The following is a 20,866-nucleotide window of genomic DNA, read 5'->3' as shown; positions in this document are numbered from 1 at the left end:
ACTTTTAGAACAAATGGGAATGTTACAAACCATGCGGTGGTTCGGACCGAATGATCCGGTTTCGCTGATGGATATTCGGCAGGCAGGTTGCGCGGGCGTCGTGACGGCCTTGCACCAGATTCCGGTGGGCGAACTGTGGTCAACTGATGCAATCGAGGAACGAAAACGACTGGTAGAAGCGCAAAACGATACATATTCACCCTTGCATTGGAGCGTGGTTGAGAGCTTGCCGGTACACGAAGACATTAAAAAAGGTCGGCCAACGCGCGCTACGTATATTGAGCATTACAAGCAGTCGATCCGTAATCTGGCCGCCTGTGGCATCAAAACGGTTTGCTACAATTTCATGCCCGTGCTGGACTGGTCGCGCACGAACCTCAAGTATGAAATGCCCGATGGGTCACGAGCCCTTCGGTTTGTCTGGGAGGATTTCGCCGTATTCGATTTGTATATTCTGAAACGGCCCGGCGCTGAGTCGGACTACGAACCGGAGATCATTGAATCAGCCCGTCAGAAGTTCGGCCAGATGACGGCTGAGCAGCTTACCGAATTGTCGAACATTGTGCTGCTGGGTCTTCCCGGTTCGGAGGAAGCTTTCACGCTCGATACGTTCCAGAGCTTACTGAACGAGTACGCCACGATTGGCGATGCCGAACTTCGCCAGAATCTGTATTATTTTGTTCAGCAAGTTGCGCCAGTTGCGCAGGAAGTAGGGGTTAATTTGTGTATTCACCCTGACGACCCACCACGCCCGTTACTGGGACTGCCCCGCGTAGTAAGTACCGAAGCGGATCTGGCGCAGTTGATGGCTGCCAGCGACGTAACGGCCAATGGCATTACGTTCTGTACCGGCTCATTGGGTATTCGCCCCAACAATGATTTACCTGGTATGATTCAGCGCTTTGGCGAACGTATTCATTTCATTCATCTACGGACAACGAAGCGCGAAGCGGATCAACGTAACTTCCACGAAGCGGATCACCTGGCGGGTGATGTCGACATGTACGCCGTTATAAAAGCCATTGTGCTCGAACAGAAACGGCGTGCGCAGGTCGGTCTTGGTGAAACATCCATTCCCATGCGCCCCGACCATGGTCACCAGATGCTCGACGATTTGCACAAGAGGACGTACCCAGGCTATTCAGCCATCGGTCGGCTGCGGGGACTGGCCGAATTGCGCGGGTTAGAATACGGAATCGAGCGAAGTTTGTAGGTGTTGTATTTTGGTACGGGTTTACACCCGCGCCAGAAAATTTGAACGAATGAAACGAATACTGTGGTGCCTTTTACTCATTAGCAAAGTTGCCTTTGGTGATGACGGATATCGATTGTGGCTGAAATATGACCTGATTAAGGACGTAGCAAAACGGGATGGGTATACTCGTTCGGCGCAGTTTATTGTTGTGAACAGTACGAGTCCGGTTCTCAAATCAGCCGCCAATGAACTACAAACCGGCTTGCAGGGCTTACTGGGGAAGTCGGTTCCGATCGTTGCCAAAGCAGAAAACCGAACGGGCGGAATTGTATTGACGGAGAGCAAGGGTCCGGATGCTGCTGTAGAGGCACTGAACCGGGAAGGGTATCGGGTCTTTAAAAAACAAAATAACATTGCGATTGTCAGTAAGTCAGACGCGGGCGTGCTTTATGGGGTTTTTGCGTTGCTCCGGCAACTGCAAACGGGTCAGTCGATTGACAATCTCGCGTTGACTAGTAGCCCCAAAATTCAGTATCGATTGCTAAATCACTGGGATAACACAAACGGTACGATCGAGCGGGGTTACGCGGGCGGAACGCTCTGGAAATGGTACGAACTCCCCGCAACCGTTGACCCGCGCTACGTTGACTATGCCCGCGCCAATGCGTCGCTGGGCATTAACGGAACCGTCGTCAATAACGTCAATGCCAGCCCCCGTTTCCTGACCGACGAATACATTCAGAAAGTAGCCGCTCTGGCGAATGTATTTCGGGCCTATGGGATTCGAATTTATTTGTCCGTGTACTTCCCGGCCCCCAAAACAATTGGAGGTCTGAAAACCGCCGATCCGCTTGATCCCGAAGTCAAAAAATGGTGGGTCGACAAAACCAGAGAAATTTATAAGGCCATCCCCGATTTTGGCGGGTATCTGGTCAAAGCCAACTCCGAAGGAGAACCTGGTCCTCAGGATTATGACCGGACCCATGCCGACGGAGCCAACATGCTGGCCGAAGCGTTGAAGCCATACGACGGCATTGTCATGTGGCGAGCCTTCGTCTATAAAGCTGATCCGAAAGCTGATCGCTTCAAAGCAGCCTATGAAGAGTTTACGCCGTTGGACGGTAAGTTCGATAAGAAAGTAATCGTTCAGGTAAAGAACGGGCCCATTGATTTTCAGCCACGTGAGCCGTTTTCTCCTCTGTTCGGCGCGATGCCCAAAACACCGTTATCGATGGAGTTTCAGATTACGCAGGAATACACTGGCTTTGCCACGCACTGGGTGTATGAAGCACCGATTTTCAAGGAATGTCTGGACACCGATACGTATGCGAAAGGTAAAGCCGGTGGATCTACCGTAGCCAATGTCATTGATGGAACATTACACGGATACGCCATGACGGCTATTGCGGGCGTCGCCAACACCGGTGCCGACCGCAACTGGACCGGAAATCCGATGGCCCAGGCGAACTGGTACGCATTCGGGAGGCTGGCCTGGGATCATACGCTGACATCGGAAGGTATTGCCAATGAATGGGTTAAGATGACGCTCACGAGCGACCCGAAAGCCGTCAGAACGATTACTAATTTGATGCTTAAGTCGCGGGAAATTTATGTCGATTATAATACGCCACTGGGCTTGTCGCGACCCTGGTCGGGGCTTCACTTCGCACCTGAACCCTGGCAGGAAAAAAGCGTCCGCCCTGACTGGACGGCCATTTATTACCACCGCGCCGATTCCATCGGACTGGGCTTCGACCGGACGACGACCGGTAGCAATGCATTGGCCCAGTACAGCCCGGAAGTACAACAGAAATGGAATAATCCCGAAACCTGTCCGCTGCCCTATCTGCTTTGGTTTCACCACGTTCCGTGGACAAAGAAGCTAGGCACGGGGCGGACCCTCTGGGACGAACTTTGCACCCGTTTCTACACCGGTGCCGATTCTGTCGGCTGGATGCAGCAGCAATGGGCTCAGGTTAAACCCGCCATTGATCCCGAGATCTTTGCCGACGTAACGGGCCGGTTGGCAACGCAGCATACGGAGGCTATCTGGTGGCGGGATTCCTGGGTTTTATATCTCCAGACCTATTCCCGAAAGCCTATTCCGGCTCCGTTCAAAAAGCCTGAGCGCACGCTGGAAGATGTTAAACGCTTATCCGAAATTTATAAATTACGCTAGTGGAACAAACACAAACTGCACAGACCGACGCTCAATCGTCGCCCAATCAAAATGTTTTCTCGCTCGAAGGCAAGCTCGCCCTGATTACTGGTGGAGGGAGTGGCATCGGCTTTGATATTGCAAAGTGCATGGTGGAGGCTGGGGGCAACGTAGTGATAACGGGTCGGCGGGAGCAACCGCTCAAAGAAGCTATTGAATCTCTTGGCGAACGAGCGCACTACGTAGTGAACGACGTAACGGAGCGCGAATCGTTAGACGCTCTGGTGGAAGGTATTGAAGCGACTTACGGGCCGATTGATATTCTGGTCAATAACGCTGGAATCAACATGAAAAAACCGGCCCTGGAAGTTACTGATGCCGATTTTGACCGGATTGTGTATACCAATCTGAACTCCGTTTTCAGCTTGACGCGCGTTTGTGCCCAACGCATGATGGATCGTAAACGTGGCTCTATCATTATGATTTCGTCGATGGCGGCCTACTACGGCATTGATCGGGTGGCAGCCTATGCTGCGTCCAAATCGGGCGTTGAGGGGATGGTGAAAGTACTGGCGTCGGAGTTTTCGGGTAACGGTGTTCGCGTCAATGCTATTGCACCGGGCTTCATCGAAACGGCGATGAGCAAAACCGCTATGGGTGGCGACCCCGACCGCTTTGCCCGCGCCATGCGTCGGACGCCGATGGGAAAGTTCGGGAAACCCGACGACATCGGCTGGGCTGCTGTTTTCCTGGCCTCCGAAGCCGCTAAATACATCACCGGCGCATCGTTACCGGTTGATGGTGGCAACTCGATCGGGTTCTAGCCAGTTTTGAGTTTAGTTTTCAGCTTCCCGAAAGCTTTAGGCTTTCGGGAAGCTTTTTTTCGTAAGACGTATTATGAAGGTGTGAAATTTTGACTTGACGCTTTATCCATACGTCAGACTGCGCTTATTTTGAGCGCTATTCGGTAATACGCTGGCTTATGGTTATGAAATTGAATGCTACAGTGCGGTTGATTACTACTTGTTGCCTGCTTTTAGCTCAACTAAGCTGGGCGCAGACGAAACCTAAAAAAGTGGTATTCGTAATTGTCGATGGCATTCCGGCCGATGTCATTGAAAAACAGCCAACGCCAAATTTAGACGCGATTGCTAAAGAAGGAGGTTACGCACAGGCGTATGTGGGTGGGCAAAAAAATACGTATTCCCAAACCCCTACCATCTCGGCCGTTGGCTATAACAGCCTGCTCACCGGAACCTGGGTGAACAAACACAACGTGTGGGACAATAGCATCAAAGCGCCCAACTACGCGTACTGGACCATATTCCGATTTTTTGAAAGTCAGTATCCGGCGAAGAAGAGCGCCGTGTTTTCGACCTGGCTCGACAACCGGACTAAACTCATCGGTGAAGATTTGCCGCAGACGGGCCATCTTCGAATAGATTATTCATTTGATGGGCTGGAGCGTGATACGTTGCTTTTTCCGCACGACAACGTATCTGAATATATCCATAAGATTGATGAGAAAGTGGTCGATGAGGCCGCCCGCTACATTCAGGATGAAAGCCCCGATTTGTCATGGGTGTACCTTGAATATACCGACGACATGGGGCATAAATACGGCGACAGTGAACCGTTCTACAAAGCTGTTAAGATCATGGACGAGCAGATGGGCCGCTTATGGAAATCCATTCAGTACCGGCAGAAAACCTTCGGCGAAGATTGGCAACTGTTCATCACCACCGATCACGGCCGAAGCGCCGATACGGGTAAAAATCACGGTGGGCAATCGGATCGGGAACGTAGCACCTGGATTGTGACCAACGCAAAAGACCTGAACAGCCAGTTTAGGAAAAATACCCCCGGCATTGTGGATATTATGCCGACAATGGCCCGCCACCTGCAATTGACCCTACCAAAAGAACAGGCTTTTGAGCTTGATGGCGTTCCGCTAACAGGAAAACTGTCTATTACCGAGCCGGTAGTCAAAAAAGAAGGCAAGCAACTAACGCTCAACTGGAAAGCCGTCGAGCCAGAGGGAAATGTGAAAATCTGGGTCTCAACAACTAATCATTTCGAAGAAGGCAAGCGCGACGATTATCTCCTGCTGGCAGAGGTGCCTGCCAAATCAGAAACCATTACACTCGACGTATCAAAGCTGCCTCCTGGGTTCTTCAAGATTGTGCTGGAGGGCCGCTACAATCACCTGACGCGCTGGATTGTCGAAAAGTAAAGTCAACAAAAAAGCTCCAGTTTGAATTGGAGCGCAAGTACCGGACCGGTCAGGGCGATAGTTTAAGGAAGTTTTTCCCGTAGGTATTGCAGGATAGCTTCCTGCCCAGCTTTCAGTTCCTTATATTGTCGTTGGGTTGAAACGGTCAACTCAGCCACGCCTTTAGTTACCGTGTCAACTTTCCGATCTACTGTGTTAACTTTTTCATTTATTGTATCGGCTTTTCGATCTACTGCACCAACCTTTTGATCGATGGTATCGGCTTTTCGGTCTACTGCGCCAACCTTTTGATCGATGGCGTCCGCTTTTCGGTCTACGGCGCCAACTTTTTGATTAATTGAGTCAGCTTTCTGATCAACTGCATCAACGCTTCGATTGATTGAGTCGGCTTTCTGATCTACTGCGTCGACCTTTCGATCTATAGCAGCGGCTTTTCGATCTACTGCATCGACTTTTTGGTCCGTATTCGTAGCTAGCTCAACAAGCTTTCCCTGCCCCTCAATCAGGCGATCAATTTTTTGAAGCGAATCGGCCATTAGTGGCTTAAGTTGGTCAAGTCTGCGGTCTGGTGTCATAGAGCGAATGTAGTGATTAAAATTCAATAATTGGATACTTAGTTGGTGCAAATTCCAAATAAGCCAAGTTAAGGAATGTTATCACTTTCTTTATGGCACCCGTGTCCAGATTTTGGATTTGCCCAAAAAGCTGATGCCCATTACGTAGCCGCGCAAATCAATCGAGTTGGCATCTCGGAGCGACACTTCGCAGTTGTAGGTCTTGCCGTCTTCGGGGTTGTAAATCTCGCCATCCCCCCATGTATTGTTGCCCTTGTAGGTTAAATTAGTCACTAATACAGTGTGCATAAGCGGCCGGGAACGCAGCTTTTCATCGGGGTTTTCTTTATCAAGTTTGGGCTTGTTGGTGGCGGGGTCGTTTGGCTCCAGCATCCAGACCAGTTTACCGAAGTACTTAGTTCCCTGCTTATAGATCAGCACCTGATTGCGTTTTTTGGAACTGAGCCACTTACCCACTATAGCATCGGGATCATCTGTAGTAGCGGCCATTGAACTGAAGGTGACACAAACTAAGCAGAGAAGAACGATAAGGCGGGACAGGTTCATAGCGGGCTATACAACAGTTAATGCATTGGTTTTGGTATATAACGTTTTAGTAAGCGTATTGGTCGAATGAGCGCTAAAAAATCGTATTAACCAGCCAGATAAAGTAGACTTAGCAGGTTTTATTCATTAGTCAGCAATTGGCTATCGCCGTTCGTTATAAATGCCAAATTCAGCAATAGCGGGCGGGGTTGAAAATTCGTCGATCAGCAGTCTGACTTTGCTTCCTTTAACCGTGTTAAAACGATGGATCTTCGCCCTGCCAGGTGAATTGCCCGTCGAAATTGGTTTCCACTGCCCGTTAGAAAAGTACTCCAGCTGATAAGTAGTAATGCTGGGTTGCTTCTCTACTATCGTTATCATATTGAGTGCCTTGTCAGTAGCAAAGTCTACTTCATACCAAGGCTTTTTAACCGATTTATTGGACGTCCAGGCCGTTTTAAAATTATCGTCATTGCCAAAATCCATGATCCACATATCATCGCTCCAACTTGAATTACTTGGCTGATGCTTAGCCAGATTTGACGATATGATGGGTGCGTCGACAATGGGAAGTTTCGTGGGTGGACTTTTCTCTTTCCACAAATCGCCTATTTTAGCCAGCGCTGTTACTGCATTTTCGTCTAACAAACCGTCCCGGTTGGGGGCTACGTTAAGGATGAAATTGCAATACGCTTTATTGAAGGGAATCAAATTTTCGTTTACCAACGTAGCGGGCTCTTTGACAGGCTCGGTAGGAAAACCTGACTTCCAGAACCATGCTTTGTTAATAGGTAGGCACGACAGTGCGGGTAACTGATTGGTTTCTTTTGAAATATGCTGTCCCGCTCCCTGCTCATAAGATTTAATGTCTGTATAGAACAGTGCTTCGGCTGGATATTTGGCCGCGTTCAGGTCCATAACCAGGCAATTCGGCTGAATGGATTTTATGTGTAAATAGATTTCCTCAAAGGGAATGTCATCGTAGGAAATTCGCGACCAGGGTGCATCCCATCCGTCAATAATGAGCGCCGAAATAGGGCCGTAATTGGTCAGTAATTCAGTAAGCTGCGTCTTTACCATAGCAATGTGCTGCTTGCTAATAAAGCCCGGACGTAATTTATGGTGCGTATCCAGAATCGAATAATAAAGCATAACGTTCAGGCCATTCGCTCGGAAAGCATCAACGTATTCTTTCACTACGTCCCGCTTTTAGGGGACTATTCATGACGTTGTAGTCAGTAGTCCTGGTGTTCCAGATGCAGAATCCACTGTGGTGTTTCGTGGTCAGGGCACCATACGACATATTTGCTGATCGAGCTGCTTTAGCCCATTGATCGCAGTTGAGTTTTGTCGGGTTGAAAAGTGTAGGCGAGGCATTGGGGTCGGCCCAATCGTCTTCCATAAACGTGGGGATGTTAAAATGAATAAACATGCCAAACCGTAGATCAACAAAATCCTGCTGAAGCTGGGCTAGCTGGCTAGGCTGGGTAGCCTTCAACTGCGCATGTAGTATTGACGGGGCGAACGACAGTAAAAAGAGCAGGTTGAGAAGACATTTTATTGGTCTTTGGGAAATTATCAGGCGCATAGCATAAAAGTTGGAGCGAATACAAACATAGCCACAAACAGTAGTGCCGTTTGCGGAAAATAAACAGAAGCCTAGCGTAAAAGTAAACTTTGTTGCATCGGCTCTTTTGCAGAAAGCAATCTGTTGCCTAACTCTCATTTATATGCCCGTCTGTAAAAACAGGAATAAGGTAAGTTTTTCACTGATTCTGTGCCTTCTTATCGTCATGAGTCACGTTACGTTCGCACAGCAACATTCAATTGGTGTTTTTGAGGGGCAATCCGACGTTGGTACTGTGTTGCACCCTGGCTCAGGCACCTATAAGACGGCCTCCCAGCAGTACGAACTCAGCGGGTCCGGGACTAACATCTGGGCGAATCAGGATGAATTTCATTTCGTCTGGAAGCGAATCAAAGGTGATTTTATTGTTTACGCACGGGCTGATTTCATAGGAAAAGGCACCGATCCGCACCGAAAAATTGGCTGGATGGCCCGTAGTAGTTTAGACGGTAATGCCGCACACGTAAGCGCTGCTGTGCATGGCGACGGGCTTACTTCGTTACAATTTCGCCGGACTGCCGGAGCAGTTACGGAAGAAAATCGGGCGACAATTACGCAGGCCGACATTATTCAGTTAGAACGGCGAGGTACTACGTTCACCATGCGGGCTGCTAAATTTGGTGAGCCATTTCAGACCCGCGAAATCGCTGATGTTACGATAGGGGATGAGCTCTACGTCGGTCTATTCATCAGTGCGCATAATAAAGATGTGGTCGAAAAAGCGGTGTGTCAGGATGTACGGATTAGTGTGCCCGTTAGTTCGGATGAAAAGCCGGGTCAGATGAATCTGGCGAGTCGCCTGGAACTCCTGGACGTAGCCACAGGCAAGCGAAGTGTTATTCATACTGAACCGTATTCCATTCAGGCACCCAACTGGACAAAAGATGGGAAAACGCTCATCTACAACGGCAAAGGCTTAATTTATGCGTTCGATATAGCCACTCGCCAGTCGAAAGTACTTAATACGGGCACCATTAAAAACAATAACAACGACCACGTACTGGCCTTCGATGGAAAAATGCTGGGCCTGAGCAGTGGTGTCAGTGACTTGGGTGGGTCAATCATTTACACCGTTCCAGTAACCGGGGGCGTGCCCAAACAGATTACGCCTAAAGGACCGTCGTATCTGCACGGCTGGTCGCCGGATGGCAGGGACCTGGTATTTTGTGGGGCACGTAACAATGAGTACGATGTCTATAAAGTACCCGCCAAAGGGGGTGATGAAGTGCGCCTGACCGATGCCAAAGGCTTGGACGATGGCCCGGAATATACGCCTGATGGTAAGTACATCTATTTTAACTCCAACCGAACCGGGACTATGCAAATCTGGCGAATGAAACCCGATGGGAGTCAGCAGGAAGCCGTTACCGATGGGGAGTTTCACGACTGGTTTGCCCATATTTCGCCCAATGGAAAATGGCTTGTATTTCTATCGTTCCTGAAAGACGAAGTAGCGGCTGGCGACCATCCGGCCTATAAGCATGTGTACCTGCGCCTGATGCCTGTTTCGGGCGGGAAGCCAAAAGTGATCGCCTACATTTACGGCGGTCAGGGCACCATCAATACGCCATCCTGGTCGCCCGATAGTAAACGGATTGCCTTCGTGAGTAATACCGATGTCAGCGTGTTGAGCCCGGTTGATACAAGCTCTAAATGAGTGGTTAATGCATTTCCTTTATTGACACCCAGTACAGACCCGCAAACAACATACTGAAAAACACGCCGAAGGACGTATTGAGAGCAATAAAACCTACCAGCGCAACGGGTAGCACTAATCCAACCGCAATGCCAGCCACATAAATCCAGAAGCCGATCTTTCGCAATCGGAACATCAGTATAGCCCCGACTAGCGTCAACAAGGTGTAGGCAAGCTGCGCGAAGGCTAAGTTTCGCACTTCGGCAGGGTCGTTTGGCAGGGGAGCGTCGCCGGACGAGCGATCTTCAAAATACTTTTTTTGTAGTTTGTCTTCCTGGTTCTTTTCCGCCGATGGCTTTGGTTCGACGTATAACGTCTCCGAGACGGCATCCGTTTGTGTAAGCGAGACGACGGCATCCGAAATACCTATTGCACAACTGACAAATGTGAGGATACAGAGAACGGTTAAAAATTGAGAACGCATGTGTAGTGCGAGGGAGCCCCGCATTTTTATAAGTCTGAAGCAGGTTTCCACCCGCACTACTCCTTTAAAAAACTTTATTTTAGCGGCAGAGTTTGCTTTTTACCAACTAAAACCAAGTAAGATGACCCTTCAAGAACTGACTGACCAGATTCGCGCCAAAGTTACGCATGCCGACAACATTAACGCCACGGTTAAACTGGTGACGGATAAAGGAGCCATATTTATCGACGCCACTCAATCGCCTGCGCTGGTATCCAATGAAGATAAAGAGGCCGATTGCGCACTTCACGTGAGTATAGATAATCTGGTCAAAATGGGTACGGGAGACCTGAATCCGATGATGGCCGTTATGACAGGAAAGCTCAAAATTAAGGGCGATATGGGCATTGCCATGAAAATGGGGCAGGTGATGGGCTAACGCAGCACGCCCAATCCGTAACGAATACACTAATCTCCTTTCAGCTACTACCTGAGGGGAGATTTTTTTATATTGCCTAGCCTCCTGAACACACCAAATGCTTCCGTAGATGAGAAACAAATACGACCCGTTCGTAGATACGCTTGCGCTACTGTATGGTTTGATCCCGATTAGTATCTTCTTTCTCGGCTGGCTGCGTCCTATAGTGTCAATCCCTGCTACGGTAGTATTGGGCTATTCGGCCTTCGTTTACGCCAAACGAGCGGACCAATCAGGTGCTGTAGCAGAGTTAAAAATAAACTGGCCAAAAACGGGTTTAATAGCCCTAGCTGGATTCGTCTGGGTTTATTGCTCGGGTATTGGTGGCTACACAAACCAGGATTGGGATCACCACGGGCGAAATGCTATCTTCTATGATCTGATCACGTTTGACTGGCCAATCTATTATGACTTTTCCGCCGACTATCATTTTCGGGAATTGGCGGGGAAGCACTCATCCCTGAATTACTATTTTACGTTCTGGCTACCAGCGGCCTGCATCGGGAAGCTCTTCGGTCACAAAGCGGGTGGTGACTTCTTACTGCTTTGGTCGTATATCGGCATTTTGCTTTCATTTTATTACCTGAATCGTCTGTTCGCTTTTAAATACTCCCTGATCTGTGTTAGCCTGTTTATTTTCTGGAGCGGGTTCGACTTGCTGGGCTATCTGCTTATCCGACAAACGCTTCCGCCAATTGATGCCCTCTCCGAGACGTATTACTATTACTTCTACACCTCGTTTACGGCCGATCTGTTTAACCCGTTCAATCAGGCAATTCCGGCCTGGCTTTTTATCCTGTATGTACTCAATGCGGGAAAGAAAATACAGGTATTTCCGGTCGTCATTTTGTTCGCCTATTCGCCGTTTGTCTTTATCGGGCTGGTATTGGCGCACGGCCTTCACTACGTCTTCAGTACGTATCGGCCGGACAAAAAACGGCTGGATTATGGGAATGAATTCCTTCAGGCGATCTGGCGACCCGACATCCTGGGGGCGTTGATAATCCTGATTAGCTACGGTCTGTTTTATCAGGCACACTCGGGCTCAGTCCAGAATACGTCGTTCTGGGGTCGTTACCTGACGCGGGGGCCGAAGCTGAATACACTGTTGGTGATTAGCTATTTCGTGACGTTTTTCCTGGAAGCTGGCATTTACTTGTCCTTCATTTATTTCCTCGCCAAACGCACCTACGAAGCCAATAAACTATGGTTCTGGCTAATTTTTAGCGTACTGCTGGTGCTGCCCCTTTGGGTAATCGGGACGTACAATGATCTGGCGTCCAGAGGGTCGATGCCTTTCCTGACCGTTCTTTTGATTTTAACGCTAAAGGCGCTCATTGAACTGTACGAAGAAACACGTAGCAGACGACCACTATTTTATGCTGTTGTGCTGGTGCTGCTGATTTCGTTTCAAACGCCGGTCTATAGCCTGATTCGCAGTTTGTCGTTTACCGATAAACCCAAAATTCTGAATGGCGTTGGTTCGCTGGCTGACCCGAAAATCGACGAATTACATGATCCGGATAACATGCTGAGCAGCGTAAATAATTTTTACTCGCACGAGCCCCAGCGATATTTTTTCTATCGGTACCTGGCAAAGCAGCGAACTGGACATTAGTGTGAATAAGTAGTACGTAGCGTATCCGAGCTTACTACGTTTTATTCATCACTCTTTCGCTCTTGCACCTTTATGGCCAGGTTTTCTCGTCGTAAATTTCTGAAATCCAGCGCGCTGGCCGCTACCGCCGTGTCGGCCGGGAATTTCTTCATTGTGCCCCGCCATGTGCTGGGTGGCAAATCGGCGGATGGTTCGCGGATCATTGCCCCATCCGATAAACTCAACATCGCGGCTGTAGGTTGTGGCGGCAAGGCCGACGTCAACATTCGGCTGGCGTATAATAACGGCTCCGACAACTTCGTCGCGTTGTGTGATGTCGATGACCGACAGGCTAAAAAGTTTCGTGCTCAGTTTCCCAACGCACCCTATTTTCAGGACTATCGGGAGATGTTCGATAAAGCGGGCAAAACCTTCGATGCCGTCATCGTCAGTACGCCCGACCATATGCACGCACCCATCGCGATGGCGGCTATGCAACTGGGTAAACACGTCTATGTTGAGAAACCATTGACGCACGATATCTACGAAGCCCGCATGATGACACAAGCGGCACAGAAGTACAAGGTCGTGACACAGATGGGCAATCAGGGGAGTTCAGGTGATGCTACGCGCGTTATCGAGACGGCTATCCAGAACAAACTGATTGGCCATGTCCATACGGTTTACTGCTGGACCAATCGCCCGGTATGGCCGCAGGGGGTCAGGTCGCCCAAAGACAAAGGCGAGTCGCAACCCGTTCCGCCGGAGGTCAACTGGCCGCTCTGGTTGGGTACGGCTCCTCCGCGTCAGTACCACGAAGCCTACATGCCAACCCGCTGGCGGGGGTATTGGGATTTTGGTACGGGGGCTCTCGGCGATATGGGGTGCCATTTTATGGACGTACCGTTTCGTGCGCTAAAGCTCAAGTATCCAACTACGGTGGAATGTAGCGTAGGATCAGTTTATTCCGATTTCTTCAAAGAAGCGTTTTACGATGATGTCTGTCCGCCGTCGTCGGCCATTCACCTGACCTTTCCGTCCGACGATAAAAAGGTGAAAGAAATCAAGTTTTCGTGGTTCGACGGGGGCATTCGGCCGCAGCTTCCCGAGGGCGTTGAGTACAGCGACGTATTTCGCGAAATTGATGGGGGCATCCTGTTCATTGGTACGAAAGGCATGCTGACGGGCGGGTTGTTCGGGAACAATCCGAAACTGCTGCCTGCCAGCAAATTTGCGGATAAAGCCTTGCCAACTCCCGACCGACCGCTGGTTGACGGTAAAACAGAAGGGCATCAGCAGCAATGGGTTAAAGCCTGCAAACAGGGGTTCGGCGCCTACACGTCTTCGTCCTTCGATCAGTCGGGGCCGCTGACCGAAACCGTACTGATGGGTAATCTGGCCACGCGTTCCTATCTAGCCCGTGAAGATGGCAAATTCACAGGCCGCAAAAAGCTCATCTGGGATGGCGATACCATGAAAATTACCAACTTCGATTACGCTAATCAGTTTGTGAAACGGCAGTACAATGGTGGATATACGTTGTAGTCATTAGTCAATAGTTGATGGTCGTCAATCACTAATCCCTTTCGACTATTGACTGGCGACTATCAACTATTGACTTATTTATTTTACATTAGTGGCTCACCCGTCTGCTGATGAGACGCTTTTTCCAACTCGTACTGCTGATTTTTCAACTGGCGCTGCTCAGCAGTGGACCATGGGCGATGCGTGCGGTGGCTCAGCCACTACGTAACCAGCCGGTTGTTGTCTTGCCTGACAATGAAGACGGTAAGTCGTTACAGGGACATATGGCCTATTTTCGGGATTCGCTGGGGAGCCGGTCCATTCCGGATGTTGTTAAACTGGCTGGCTCACCGGCTTTTCAGCCCATTACAACGCCCACGCCTAATTTTGGCGTTATCAGTGGCACACAATCGGCTAAGCCTGTCTGGCTACGGTTCCGGATGAAAAATGCGACCGTCCAGCCGCAGGAGTGGTATGCCGAAATTGACTTCTGGTGCTTCGACGAACTGCAATTGTTTGTGGTGGACGAAGCCGGTAACGTCCTCTCTACGTCGCCGGTAATGGGTTGGAAAACACCCACGTCGCAGCGTTTTCGTCAACACCGGCATTTCTGGTTTCCATTTACGGTGTTGGCTGAGCAGAACGTAACGGCTTACCTGCGTATGCTGAAACACCGGGGAACCCAGATTGTGCCCATTCGGCTCGTTCGGGCATCAGCCTACGAGTCAGCTGTTCAGAAAGGATATTTGTTTTGGGGGGGCGTACTGTTCACCCTAACGTTCGTGGCCATTATGAGCCTGATTTTCTTTCTGATAACCCTGCATCGTGTTTACTCAAAATACATATTCTGTTTGCTGGGCCTGGTCGGTTTTTTTGTCATCAATGACGGATTCCTGAATCAGTTTGGGTTTTATGAGCAATTTCTGATGCCCCGGCAAAACGTTTATTTCTTGTTCCCGCTCATTCTGTTCTACTCGCAGTTAACCTTCATCCGCACGTTTCTTTCACTACGTAATACGCCGTCGCATCGCTGGCATACGGTTGGAACCGTGGTACTCTATTGTGGGCTGCTTTGCCTGCTGGCCCTGACGGCCGAGTGGTTCATCCCCCTGACCCCCACTCTGGAACTGATTCTGACCCGAATCTTCGTTGCGCTATATTGGCTTCCCATGCCGGTCATTATCGCCTACATTGTGGTCAATATTATCCGGAAGTATCATCCGCGCGAAGCCTGGCTATATCTGGTCGCCATCTTACCCTTCTATGCACTGAATCTCGGCCTGGTGTTTGCCAATTTTGGCCTGCTTCCAACCTATAAAGCGCTGGCAGACTTCGCTTATTATGCCCCGGCAGCTCTGTTCGAGGTGCTGGTACTGACGGTTGGGCTGGCTTACCGCTACAAAACAGATCGCGACCAGACCGAGCGACTCATTAAAGAACGTAATGATCAGCAGCAACGAGCCTACGAAGCTGAAGTGCAGACACTTGCCCTGACAAATAGTTTATTGGTTGAAAAGGGACGTATTGCCCGTGACCTGCACGATAATGTGGGCGCTCACCTGGCCTTTATCGTAACGAACCTCACGCATATCAGCGATCAGGCTGAGAAACACGCGGGTAAAGAAGGGAAGCAGTGGGCCAGTCAGCTACGCACCCTGGTGATGCACACCCGTGAGGCTGTTAAACTCCTGCGGGAAACTATCTGGGCCATTCATCAGGAGAGCTTCACCGTCGAGGAGTTTGCCGAGCGGCTCAATCAGTACATCAATCGCTATGTTCACGAAACCAACGGATTGCACGTCGATGTAGACGTGACGGGTTCACATACGCAGCGACTTACCTCGGCGCAGGTCCTGAATCTGTTTCGGATCGTACAGGAAGCGCTCAACAACGTTATTAAACATGCGCAGGCTACACACGCCAACGTACAGCTCAATGTGCATTCCGACAGGCATATTAACCTACGCATTCACGACAACGGCCGAGGCTTCAACTGGTCTAACGGTGCTGTTTCGGAGCACCATTACGGCCTTAAAAATATGCAAACCCGCGCGCATGAACTCGGCGGTATTTTTCGGGTTTTTGCCGAAGAAGGAACAACCGTAGAAGTTGACGTGTGAGTTGCTGGCGCGTCAGCGAGAGCAACGTAGCAAATAAACCGGTCTCTTTTTAGCTCATCGCCAACACATGTCGGGCACTGCTTGTTGTCATCCTAACCTCTTTTCTCAAGGTATGAATCAAGCAGTAATCAATCAGCGAACGCTTGGCGTTACGTTCTCGGCCGATGGCGCAACGGTGCGGGTCTGGGCACCTTTGGCGCAAACAGTCGCTATCCATCTTTTTCGCCAGAACCTAACTATTCCCCTCCAGAATGATGGTTATTACTGGCAGATAACCACCAACCAGCTCCAACCCGGCGATACGTATAAATTTATCCTGAACGACACGATCGAACGGCCTGATCCGGTTTCGTTGTCGCAACCCGAGGGTGTGCATGGCCCGTCGCAGGCTGTTGATACGTCTCGGTTTGTCTGGACGGATGCCACCTGGTCTAATCTGCCGCTGGAAGATTACCTGCTTTATGAACTCCACACGGGTACGTTTACACCAGAGGGGACATTTGTGGGTATCGAAAATCGGCTGGATTATCTGCTCGAACTGGGGGTCAATGCGATTGAAATCATGCCTGTGGCGCAGTTCCCCGGTACACGTAACTGGGGTTACGACGGCGTTTTTCCCTATGCCGTGCAACATTCCTATGGGGGCGCTGCCGGACTTCAGCAACTGGTCGATGCCTGCCATCGTCGGGGGCTGGCCGTGGTGCTCGACGTCGTCTATAATCACATGGGTCCGGAGGGAAATTATTTTACTGATTATGGCCCCTACTTCACCAGTAAATACATAACCCCCTGGGGAAACGCCCTGAACTTCGACGATGATTATAATGATAGCGTTCGACGGTATTTTATTGAAAATGTGCTGATGTGGTTTCGGGATTTCCACATCGACGCACTACGTTTAGATGCCGTTCACGCTATTTACGACGCCAGCGAAATCCATCTGATGCGTGACATCAAACAACACGTCGATCAGTTAATGCTGGAAACGGGTCGGCAGCACTATTTGATTATTGAGTCAGATCAGAACGAAACGAAGTTCATTCAACCATTGGCCGACGAAGGCTACGGCATGGATGCGCAGTGGAACGACGAATTTCACCATGCGTTGCGCGTGACGGCCGGCGGGGAACGGAGTGGGTACTATGCCGACTATAACGGCATTCAGCATCTGGCGAAATCGTACCGCGATGCCTACGTGTATGACGGCACATACATGCCCCGGCGCGCCCGGATTGTGGGCAAATCGACGAGTGGGCATGCCGGGCGGCAATTTGTAGTTTTCTCGCAGAATCACGACCAGATTGGTAACCGGATGTTGGGCGAACGACCAAGTCAACTGGTAAGTTTTGCAATGCAAAAGCTGATGGCAGGCGCGGTGATGAGCAGCCCCTATTTGCCGATGCTGTTCATGGGGGAGGAGTGGGGCGAGCTAAACCCGTTTCTCTATTTCGTGAGTCATTCGGACCCGGATCTGGTAGAGGCCGTGCGTCAGGGTCGGAAAAAAGAGTTTGCGGCCTTTCAGACAACCGTAGAAGCACCCGACCCGCAGGACGAACGGACCTTCGAACGGTCGAAACTCCAATGGGCGCGGCTAACTCAGCAACCTCACAATACGCTTTTTCGCTATTATCAGACACTGCTGGCACTACGTAAGCAATCGCCCCTGCGCCATCCGAATCGCGAGTCGGTAGCCGTCATCGTTGATGAAGGGAAGCAGACACTTACGTTGTTTCGCCAGCCCAAACAGCCAGCCGCCCCGACTCAACTACCAGTTGGGTCTGTGGCTGAAGGAACGGTCGTTTGTCTGATGAATTTTTCCGCAGACCCGCAGCCCTTCGTCCTCCCGATCAATGATAAACCCTGGCAGAAATTGTTAGACTCGGCTGATCCTCAGTGGAATGGGCCTGTTGCAGCCGCCTTGTCGGTCGCTGGTAACGGGACGGTGATCGTGCAGGCTGAATCCATACTAATTTACACAAACACACATGTATAATCCAGTATCAACGTATCGTATTCAATTCAATAAAGAGTTTACGTTTACCCATCTCGACGCGCTGATTCCCTACTTACAGAAGCTGGGTATCAAGACCATTTATGCATCACCCATTTTTGCGGCCGTCCCCGGAAGCGTACATGGGTATGATGGGGTGAATCCTAATCGGATTAATCCTGAAATTGGCACAGAGGAACAGTTAAGGACCATCAGCCGACGACTTCAACAGGCGGGTATGGGCTGGGTACAGGATATTGTGCCGAATCACATGGCCTACCACGTTACTAATGAGTGGTTGACGGATGTGCTCGAAAAAGGGAACCTGTCGCGCTATGCCTCTTTTTTCGATACGTCATTAGCCAGCTCGTTTTTTCACGGACGTATCGTGGCTCCGGTTTTGCCCGAACCCCTGGATGAAACATTGGCGAAAGGGGATCTGACGCTGGTCTTTGAAGAAGGACGGTTTATGATAAAGACCGGCGAAAACCTGTTCCCGGTAAAAGCGGGAAGTTATGCGACGGTTCTGCAAGCGACTACGGACGTTCTCAATGACGCCGTTCGGCAATTGCTGGACCAACTCGACCAGGTCCACCATCTTGATGAGCCGGAAGCGTATGCCCTGGCCTGGGATGAGTTTCGGAACCAGTTGCTGGCGTTGATGAAAAATGCTGTAATGAGTGAGTATGTGCAGAACGCCATTGAGGCAGTGAATACTGATCCGACGCGACTGCAGCAACTCGCCAGTGAGCAGCATTATCGACTTTGTGACGAGCCAGAAACGCGGCAAGCGATCAACTATCGCCGTTTTTTTGCGGTAAATAGCCTGATTTGCCTGAACATCAATGACGAAACGGTCTTTCAACAGGTGCATGGCTTAACAAAAACGCTGGTAGACGACGGCGTTTTTCAGGGCTTGCGCGTTGATCATATCGACGGTTTATTTGATCCTGAACGCTACCTGGACCGACTTCGTAAACTGGTTGGTGATGATACGTATATCGTGGTCGAGAAGATTCTTCAAGCTGACGAAGACTTGCCCGAATCGTGGCCTGTAGAAGGTACTACGGGGTACGATTTCCTGGCTATGGTCAATAACTTGTTGACTGACCGACGTAGTGAACTGCTATTTCGGGATTTTTATACTAAACTGATTGACAGTGACACGTCTCTGCCCGATCGTATTCGGGGTCGGAAAGCTTATTTCCTGGCTCAGTTTATGGGTGGCGAACTGGCTAATCTGCATCAGTATTTTTTAGACCTGAATCTGGCAGAAGAAGATCAACGGACTGAGCTGTCGGTGGGTGAATTGAAAGTCGCTATTGGTGAACTGCTGGTGGAGTGTCCGGTGTATCGGTATTACGGGAATCAACTGCCGCTGCCGGATAACGAAGCGGCCACCCTCCGGCAACTGCTCGAAACGATCCGTAAGAATAATCCCAACTTAGCCACGGCTGTTGACATCTTGGAGGATGCGCTCATCCGGAAACCGCCGGTGGCCGATGAGGACTACAATGGCCGGGCCTTACGTTTCTACCAACGGTTGATGCAATTCTCGGGACCGCTCATGGCCAAAGGCGTGGAAGATACGTTACTGTATACCTACAATTGCTTCATTGGTCATAATGAAGTGGGGGATTCACCCGAGCGGTTTGGCCTGTCGGTCGATGCTTTTCATAAAGCGATGCAGACGCGTCAGCAACACTGGCCACTGGCCCAGAACACAACCGCTACACATGATACCAAACGGGGTGAAGATGCACGCGCCCGACTAAACGTATTGACCGATCTGGCCGATGAATGGCTAACCGAAGTGCAGCACTGGCAACAGCTGAATGGCACACTCAAACGCAACGACACGCCCGACCAGAACGATGAGTATTTTATTTATCAGAATCTGATTGGCACGTACCCTATATCCGGCGAATCGGCACAGGACGACGACTTCGAACCACGATTTCAGCAGTACCTGGAAAAGGCGTTACAGGAAGCTAAACGGCATACTACAGGCTGGACTGTTGATGGACCCTACCATAAAGATGTTCAGGCCTTTACGGCTCAATTGTTAGATAAAAAAGGTCCATTCTGGGAGCGATTTGGAAAATTTCACCAGGAGATAGCTGATTTGGGCGTAGTCAATTCGCTCGCGCAGGTGATGCTTAAGTTCACCTGTCCTGGGGTTCCAGACCTGTATCAGGGAGGAGAAGGCTGGGATTTTAGTCTGGTTGACCCCGACAACCGTCGTCCCGTTGACTTTGCGAAACGGGTAGAGTGGCTAGCTAATGAAGCCAGCTGGTCAGACCTCTGGCAGCATCGTTTCGATGGACGCATCAAAGGCAGGCTTACCCGTGCATTACTTCGGGAGCGTCAGCAAAATCCGGCCTTGTTTGCGGAAGGCCAGTATATACCGCTGACGATTGAAGGCGAGTTTCGTGACTATGTTATGGCGTTTGCCCGGCAATATGAGTCTATGTGCTACGTAGTGATTGTGCCATTGCATACAGCGCGGCTTTGTCGGCAACAAAACAAAAACGTGCTCACCCTCGAGTGGCGTGATACACAGGTTGTACTGCCAGCTTGGGCGTCAACGTCATGGACTAGTTTGTTGCTCGGAACGAGCGGTGACAATGCGTCCGGCCTCTCGGTTCAAAAGTTTTTGACTCACTTGCCCGTTGCCCTGCTGAAGTTGGGATGATCCTGTTAACTTCTATATAAACCTAGGAAACACCAGAATAAACGAGTCGT

Annotated in this window: 16 protein-coding genes; 11 read left to right on the top strand and 5 right to left on the bottom strand. The window is 50.1% G+C overall.

From position 1 onward, the window contains the following. Window positions 1-13 precede the first annotated feature (13 nt). The 4 genes from uxuA (at window position 14) to ACYVEA_RS07475 (ending at window position 5,586) form a co-directional block, all read left to right on the top strand. Window positions 14-1,213: a mannonate dehydratase gene (gene uxuA / locus ACYVEA_RS07490; RefSeq protein WP_461112744.1), complete on the top strand. Its 1,200-nt coding sequence runs from the start codon at window positions 14-16 to the stop codon at window positions 1,211-1,213. Between the two features lie 49 nt (window positions 1,214-1,262). Beyond that, window positions 1,263-3,374 carry an alpha-glucuronidase family glycosyl hydrolase gene (locus ACYVEA_RS07485; protein ID WP_461112743.1) on the top strand — a complete coding sequence of 704 codons (2,112 nt, stop codon included), beginning with the start codon at window positions 1,263-1,265 and terminating at the stop codon, window positions 3,372-3,374. After that, the gene (locus tag ACYVEA_RS07480) at window positions 3,374-4,177 is read left to right on the top strand and encodes an SDR family NAD(P)-dependent oxidoreductase (RefSeq protein ID WP_461112742.1); all 804 of its coding nucleotides are present in this window, start codon (window positions 3,374-3,376) and stop codon (window positions 4,175-4,177) included. The genes ACYVEA_RS07485 and ACYVEA_RS07480 overlap by 1 nt, the downstream gene beginning before the upstream one ends. A 164-nt stretch (window positions 4,178-4,341) precedes the next feature. Continuing rightward, complete coding sequence (locus ACYVEA_RS07475) at window positions 4,342-5,586, top strand: alkaline phosphatase family protein (RefSeq protein ID WP_461112741.1); 1,245 nt, start codon at window positions 4,342-4,344, stop codon at window positions 5,584-5,586. A 62-nt stretch (window positions 5,587-5,648) separates the two neighbouring features. On the opposite strand, the gene ACYVEA_RS07470 is transcribed toward ACYVEA_RS07475, so the two are convergent. From ACYVEA_RS07470 to ACYVEA_RS07455, 4 genes are all read right to left on the bottom strand, one after another. Further along, window positions 5,649-6,161 (bottom strand): hypothetical protein, encoded by a 513-nt coding sequence (locus ACYVEA_RS07470; RefSeq protein WP_461112740.1) that lies wholly within the window; start codon window positions 6,159-6,161, stop codon window positions 5,649-5,651. Window positions 6,162-6,251: 90 nt separating this feature from the next. Then, window positions 6,252-6,707 (bottom strand): DUF2147 domain-containing protein, encoded by a 456-nt coding sequence (locus ACYVEA_RS07465; RefSeq protein WP_461112739.1) that lies wholly within the window; start codon window positions 6,705-6,707, stop codon window positions 6,252-6,254. 141 nt (window positions 6,708-6,848) lie between these two features. Continuing rightward, entirely contained in the window at window positions 6,849-7,883 is a 1,035-nt protein-coding gene (locus tag ACYVEA_RS07460; RefSeq protein WP_461112738.1) for an alpha-L-fucosidase, read from the bottom strand. Continuing rightward, the gene (locus ACYVEA_RS07455; RefSeq protein WP_461112737.1) at window positions 7,867-8,274 is read right to left on the bottom strand and encodes an alpha-L-fucosidase; all 408 of its coding nucleotides are present in this window, start codon (window positions 8,272-8,274) and stop codon (window positions 7,867-7,869) included. The genes ACYVEA_RS07460 and ACYVEA_RS07455 overlap by 17 nt, the downstream gene beginning before the upstream one ends. 205 nt (window positions 8,275-8,479) lie before the next feature. On the opposite strand from ACYVEA_RS07455, the gene ACYVEA_RS07450 reads away from it, so the two are divergent. Further along, complete coding sequence (locus ACYVEA_RS07450) at window positions 8,480-9,970, top strand: TolB family protein (RefSeq protein ID WP_461112736.1); 1,491 nt, start codon at window positions 8,480-8,482, stop codon at window positions 9,968-9,970. Window positions 9,971-9,974: 4 nt separating this feature from the next. On the opposite strand, the gene ACYVEA_RS07445 is transcribed toward ACYVEA_RS07450, so the two are convergent. Beyond that, window positions 9,975-10,433: a hypothetical protein gene (locus ACYVEA_RS07445; RefSeq protein WP_461112735.1), complete on the bottom strand. Its 459-nt coding sequence runs from the start codon at window positions 10,431-10,433 to the stop codon at window positions 9,975-9,977. A gap of 121 nt (window positions 10,434-10,554) precedes the next feature. Between ACYVEA_RS07445 and ACYVEA_RS07440 the strand changes: the two genes are divergently transcribed. The 6 genes from ACYVEA_RS07440 to treY all read left to right on the top strand — a co-directional run bounded on the left by ACYVEA_RS07440 (window position 10,555) and on the right by treY (window position 20,816). Further along, a complete protein-coding gene (locus ACYVEA_RS07440) occupies window positions 10,555-10,851 on the top strand; it encodes an SCP2 sterol-binding domain-containing protein (protein ID WP_461112734.1) in 297 nt (98 codons plus the stop codon). Between the two features lie 109 nt (window positions 10,852-10,960). After that, window positions 10,961-12,508 carry a hypothetical protein gene (locus ACYVEA_RS07435; protein WP_461112733.1) on the top strand — a complete coding sequence of 516 codons (1,548 nt, stop codon included), beginning with the start codon at window positions 10,961-10,963 and terminating at the stop codon, window positions 12,506-12,508. Between the two features lie 72 nt (window positions 12,509-12,580). Further along, window positions 12,581-14,032, top strand: a complete 1,452-nt coding sequence (locus ACYVEA_RS07430) for a Gfo/Idh/MocA family protein (protein ID WP_461112732.1) — start codon at window positions 12,581-12,583, stop codon at window positions 14,030-14,032. A 110-nt stretch (window positions 14,033-14,142) separates the two neighbouring features. Next, window positions 14,143-16,131, top strand: coding sequence for a sensor histidine kinase (locus ACYVEA_RS07425; protein WP_461112731.1), 1,989 nt, complete (start codon window positions 14,143-14,145; stop codon window positions 16,129-16,131). A 112-nt stretch (window positions 16,132-16,243) separates the two neighbouring features. After that, window positions 16,244-18,124: a malto-oligosyltrehalose trehalohydrolase gene (gene treZ, locus ACYVEA_RS07420; protein WP_461112730.1), complete on the top strand. Its 1,881-nt coding sequence runs from the start codon at window positions 16,244-16,246 to the stop codon at window positions 18,122-18,124. Next, window positions 18,117-20,816 (top strand): malto-oligosyltrehalose synthase, encoded by a 2,700-nt coding sequence (gene treY / locus ACYVEA_RS07415; protein WP_461112729.1) that lies wholly within the window; start codon window positions 18,117-18,119, stop codon window positions 20,814-20,816. The genes treZ and treY overlap by 8 nt, the downstream gene beginning before the upstream one ends. Window positions 20,817-20,866: the final 50 nt, after the last annotated feature.

The sequence above is a fragment of the Spirosoma jeollabukense genome (assembly GCF_054777855.1).
The sequence above is the reverse complement of the archived record's forward strand: the minus strand, read 5'-3'. Positions and strand labels throughout refer to the sequence as shown.

Bases quoted from the DNA above. Each gene is read 5' to 3' on its own strand.
- treZ (WP_461112730.1), top strand. From the start codon at position 16,244: ATGAATCAAGCAGTAATCAATCAGCGAACGCTTGGCGTTACGTTCTCG.
- ACYVEA_RS07430 (WP_461112732.1), top strand. From the start codon at position 12,581: ATGGCCAGGTTTTCTCGTCGTAAATTTCTGAAATCCAGCGCGCTGGCC.
- ACYVEA_RS07435 (WP_461112733.1), top strand. From the start codon at position 10,961: ATGAGAAACAAATACGACCCGTTCGTAGATACGCTTGCGCTACTGTAT.
- ACYVEA_RS07445 (WP_461112735.1), bottom strand. From the start codon at position 10,433: ATGCGTTCTCAATTTTTAACCGTTCTCTGTATCCTCACATTTGTCAGT.
- ACYVEA_RS07485 (WP_461112743.1), top strand. From the start codon at position 1,263: ATGAAACGAATACTGTGGTGCCTTTTACTCATTAGCAAAGTTGCCTTT.
- ACYVEA_RS07465 (WP_461112739.1), bottom strand. From the start codon at position 6,707: ATGAACCTGTCCCGCCTTATCGTTCTTCTCTGCTTAGTTTGTGTCACC.
- ACYVEA_RS07450 (WP_461112736.1), top strand. From the start codon at position 8,480: ATGAGTCACGTTACGTTCGCACAGCAACATTCAATTGGTGTTTTTGAG.
- ACYVEA_RS07440 (WP_461112734.1), top strand. From the start codon at position 10,555: ATGACCCTTCAAGAACTGACTGACCAGATTCGCGCCAAAGTTACGCAT.
- ACYVEA_RS07470 (WP_461112740.1), bottom strand. From the start codon at position 6,161: ATGACACCAGACCGCAGACTTGACCAACTTAAGCCACTAATGGCCGAT.
- ACYVEA_RS07475 (WP_461112741.1), top strand. From the start codon at position 4,342: ATGAAATTGAATGCTACAGTGCGGTTGATTACTACTTGTTGCCTGCTT.
- treY (WP_461112729.1), top strand. From the start codon at position 18,117: ATGTATAATCCAGTATCAACGTATCGTATTCAATTCAATAAAGAGTTT.
- ACYVEA_RS07425 (WP_461112731.1), top strand. From the start codon at position 14,143: ATGAGACGCTTTTTCCAACTCGTACTGCTGATTTTTCAACTGGCGCTG.
- uxuA (WP_461112744.1), top strand. From the start codon at position 14: ATGGGAATGTTACAAACCATGCGGTGGTTCGGACCGAATGATCCGGTT.
- ACYVEA_RS07455 (WP_461112737.1), bottom strand. From the start codon at position 8,274: ATGCGCCTGATAATTTCCCAAAGACCAATAAAATGTCTTCTCAACCTG.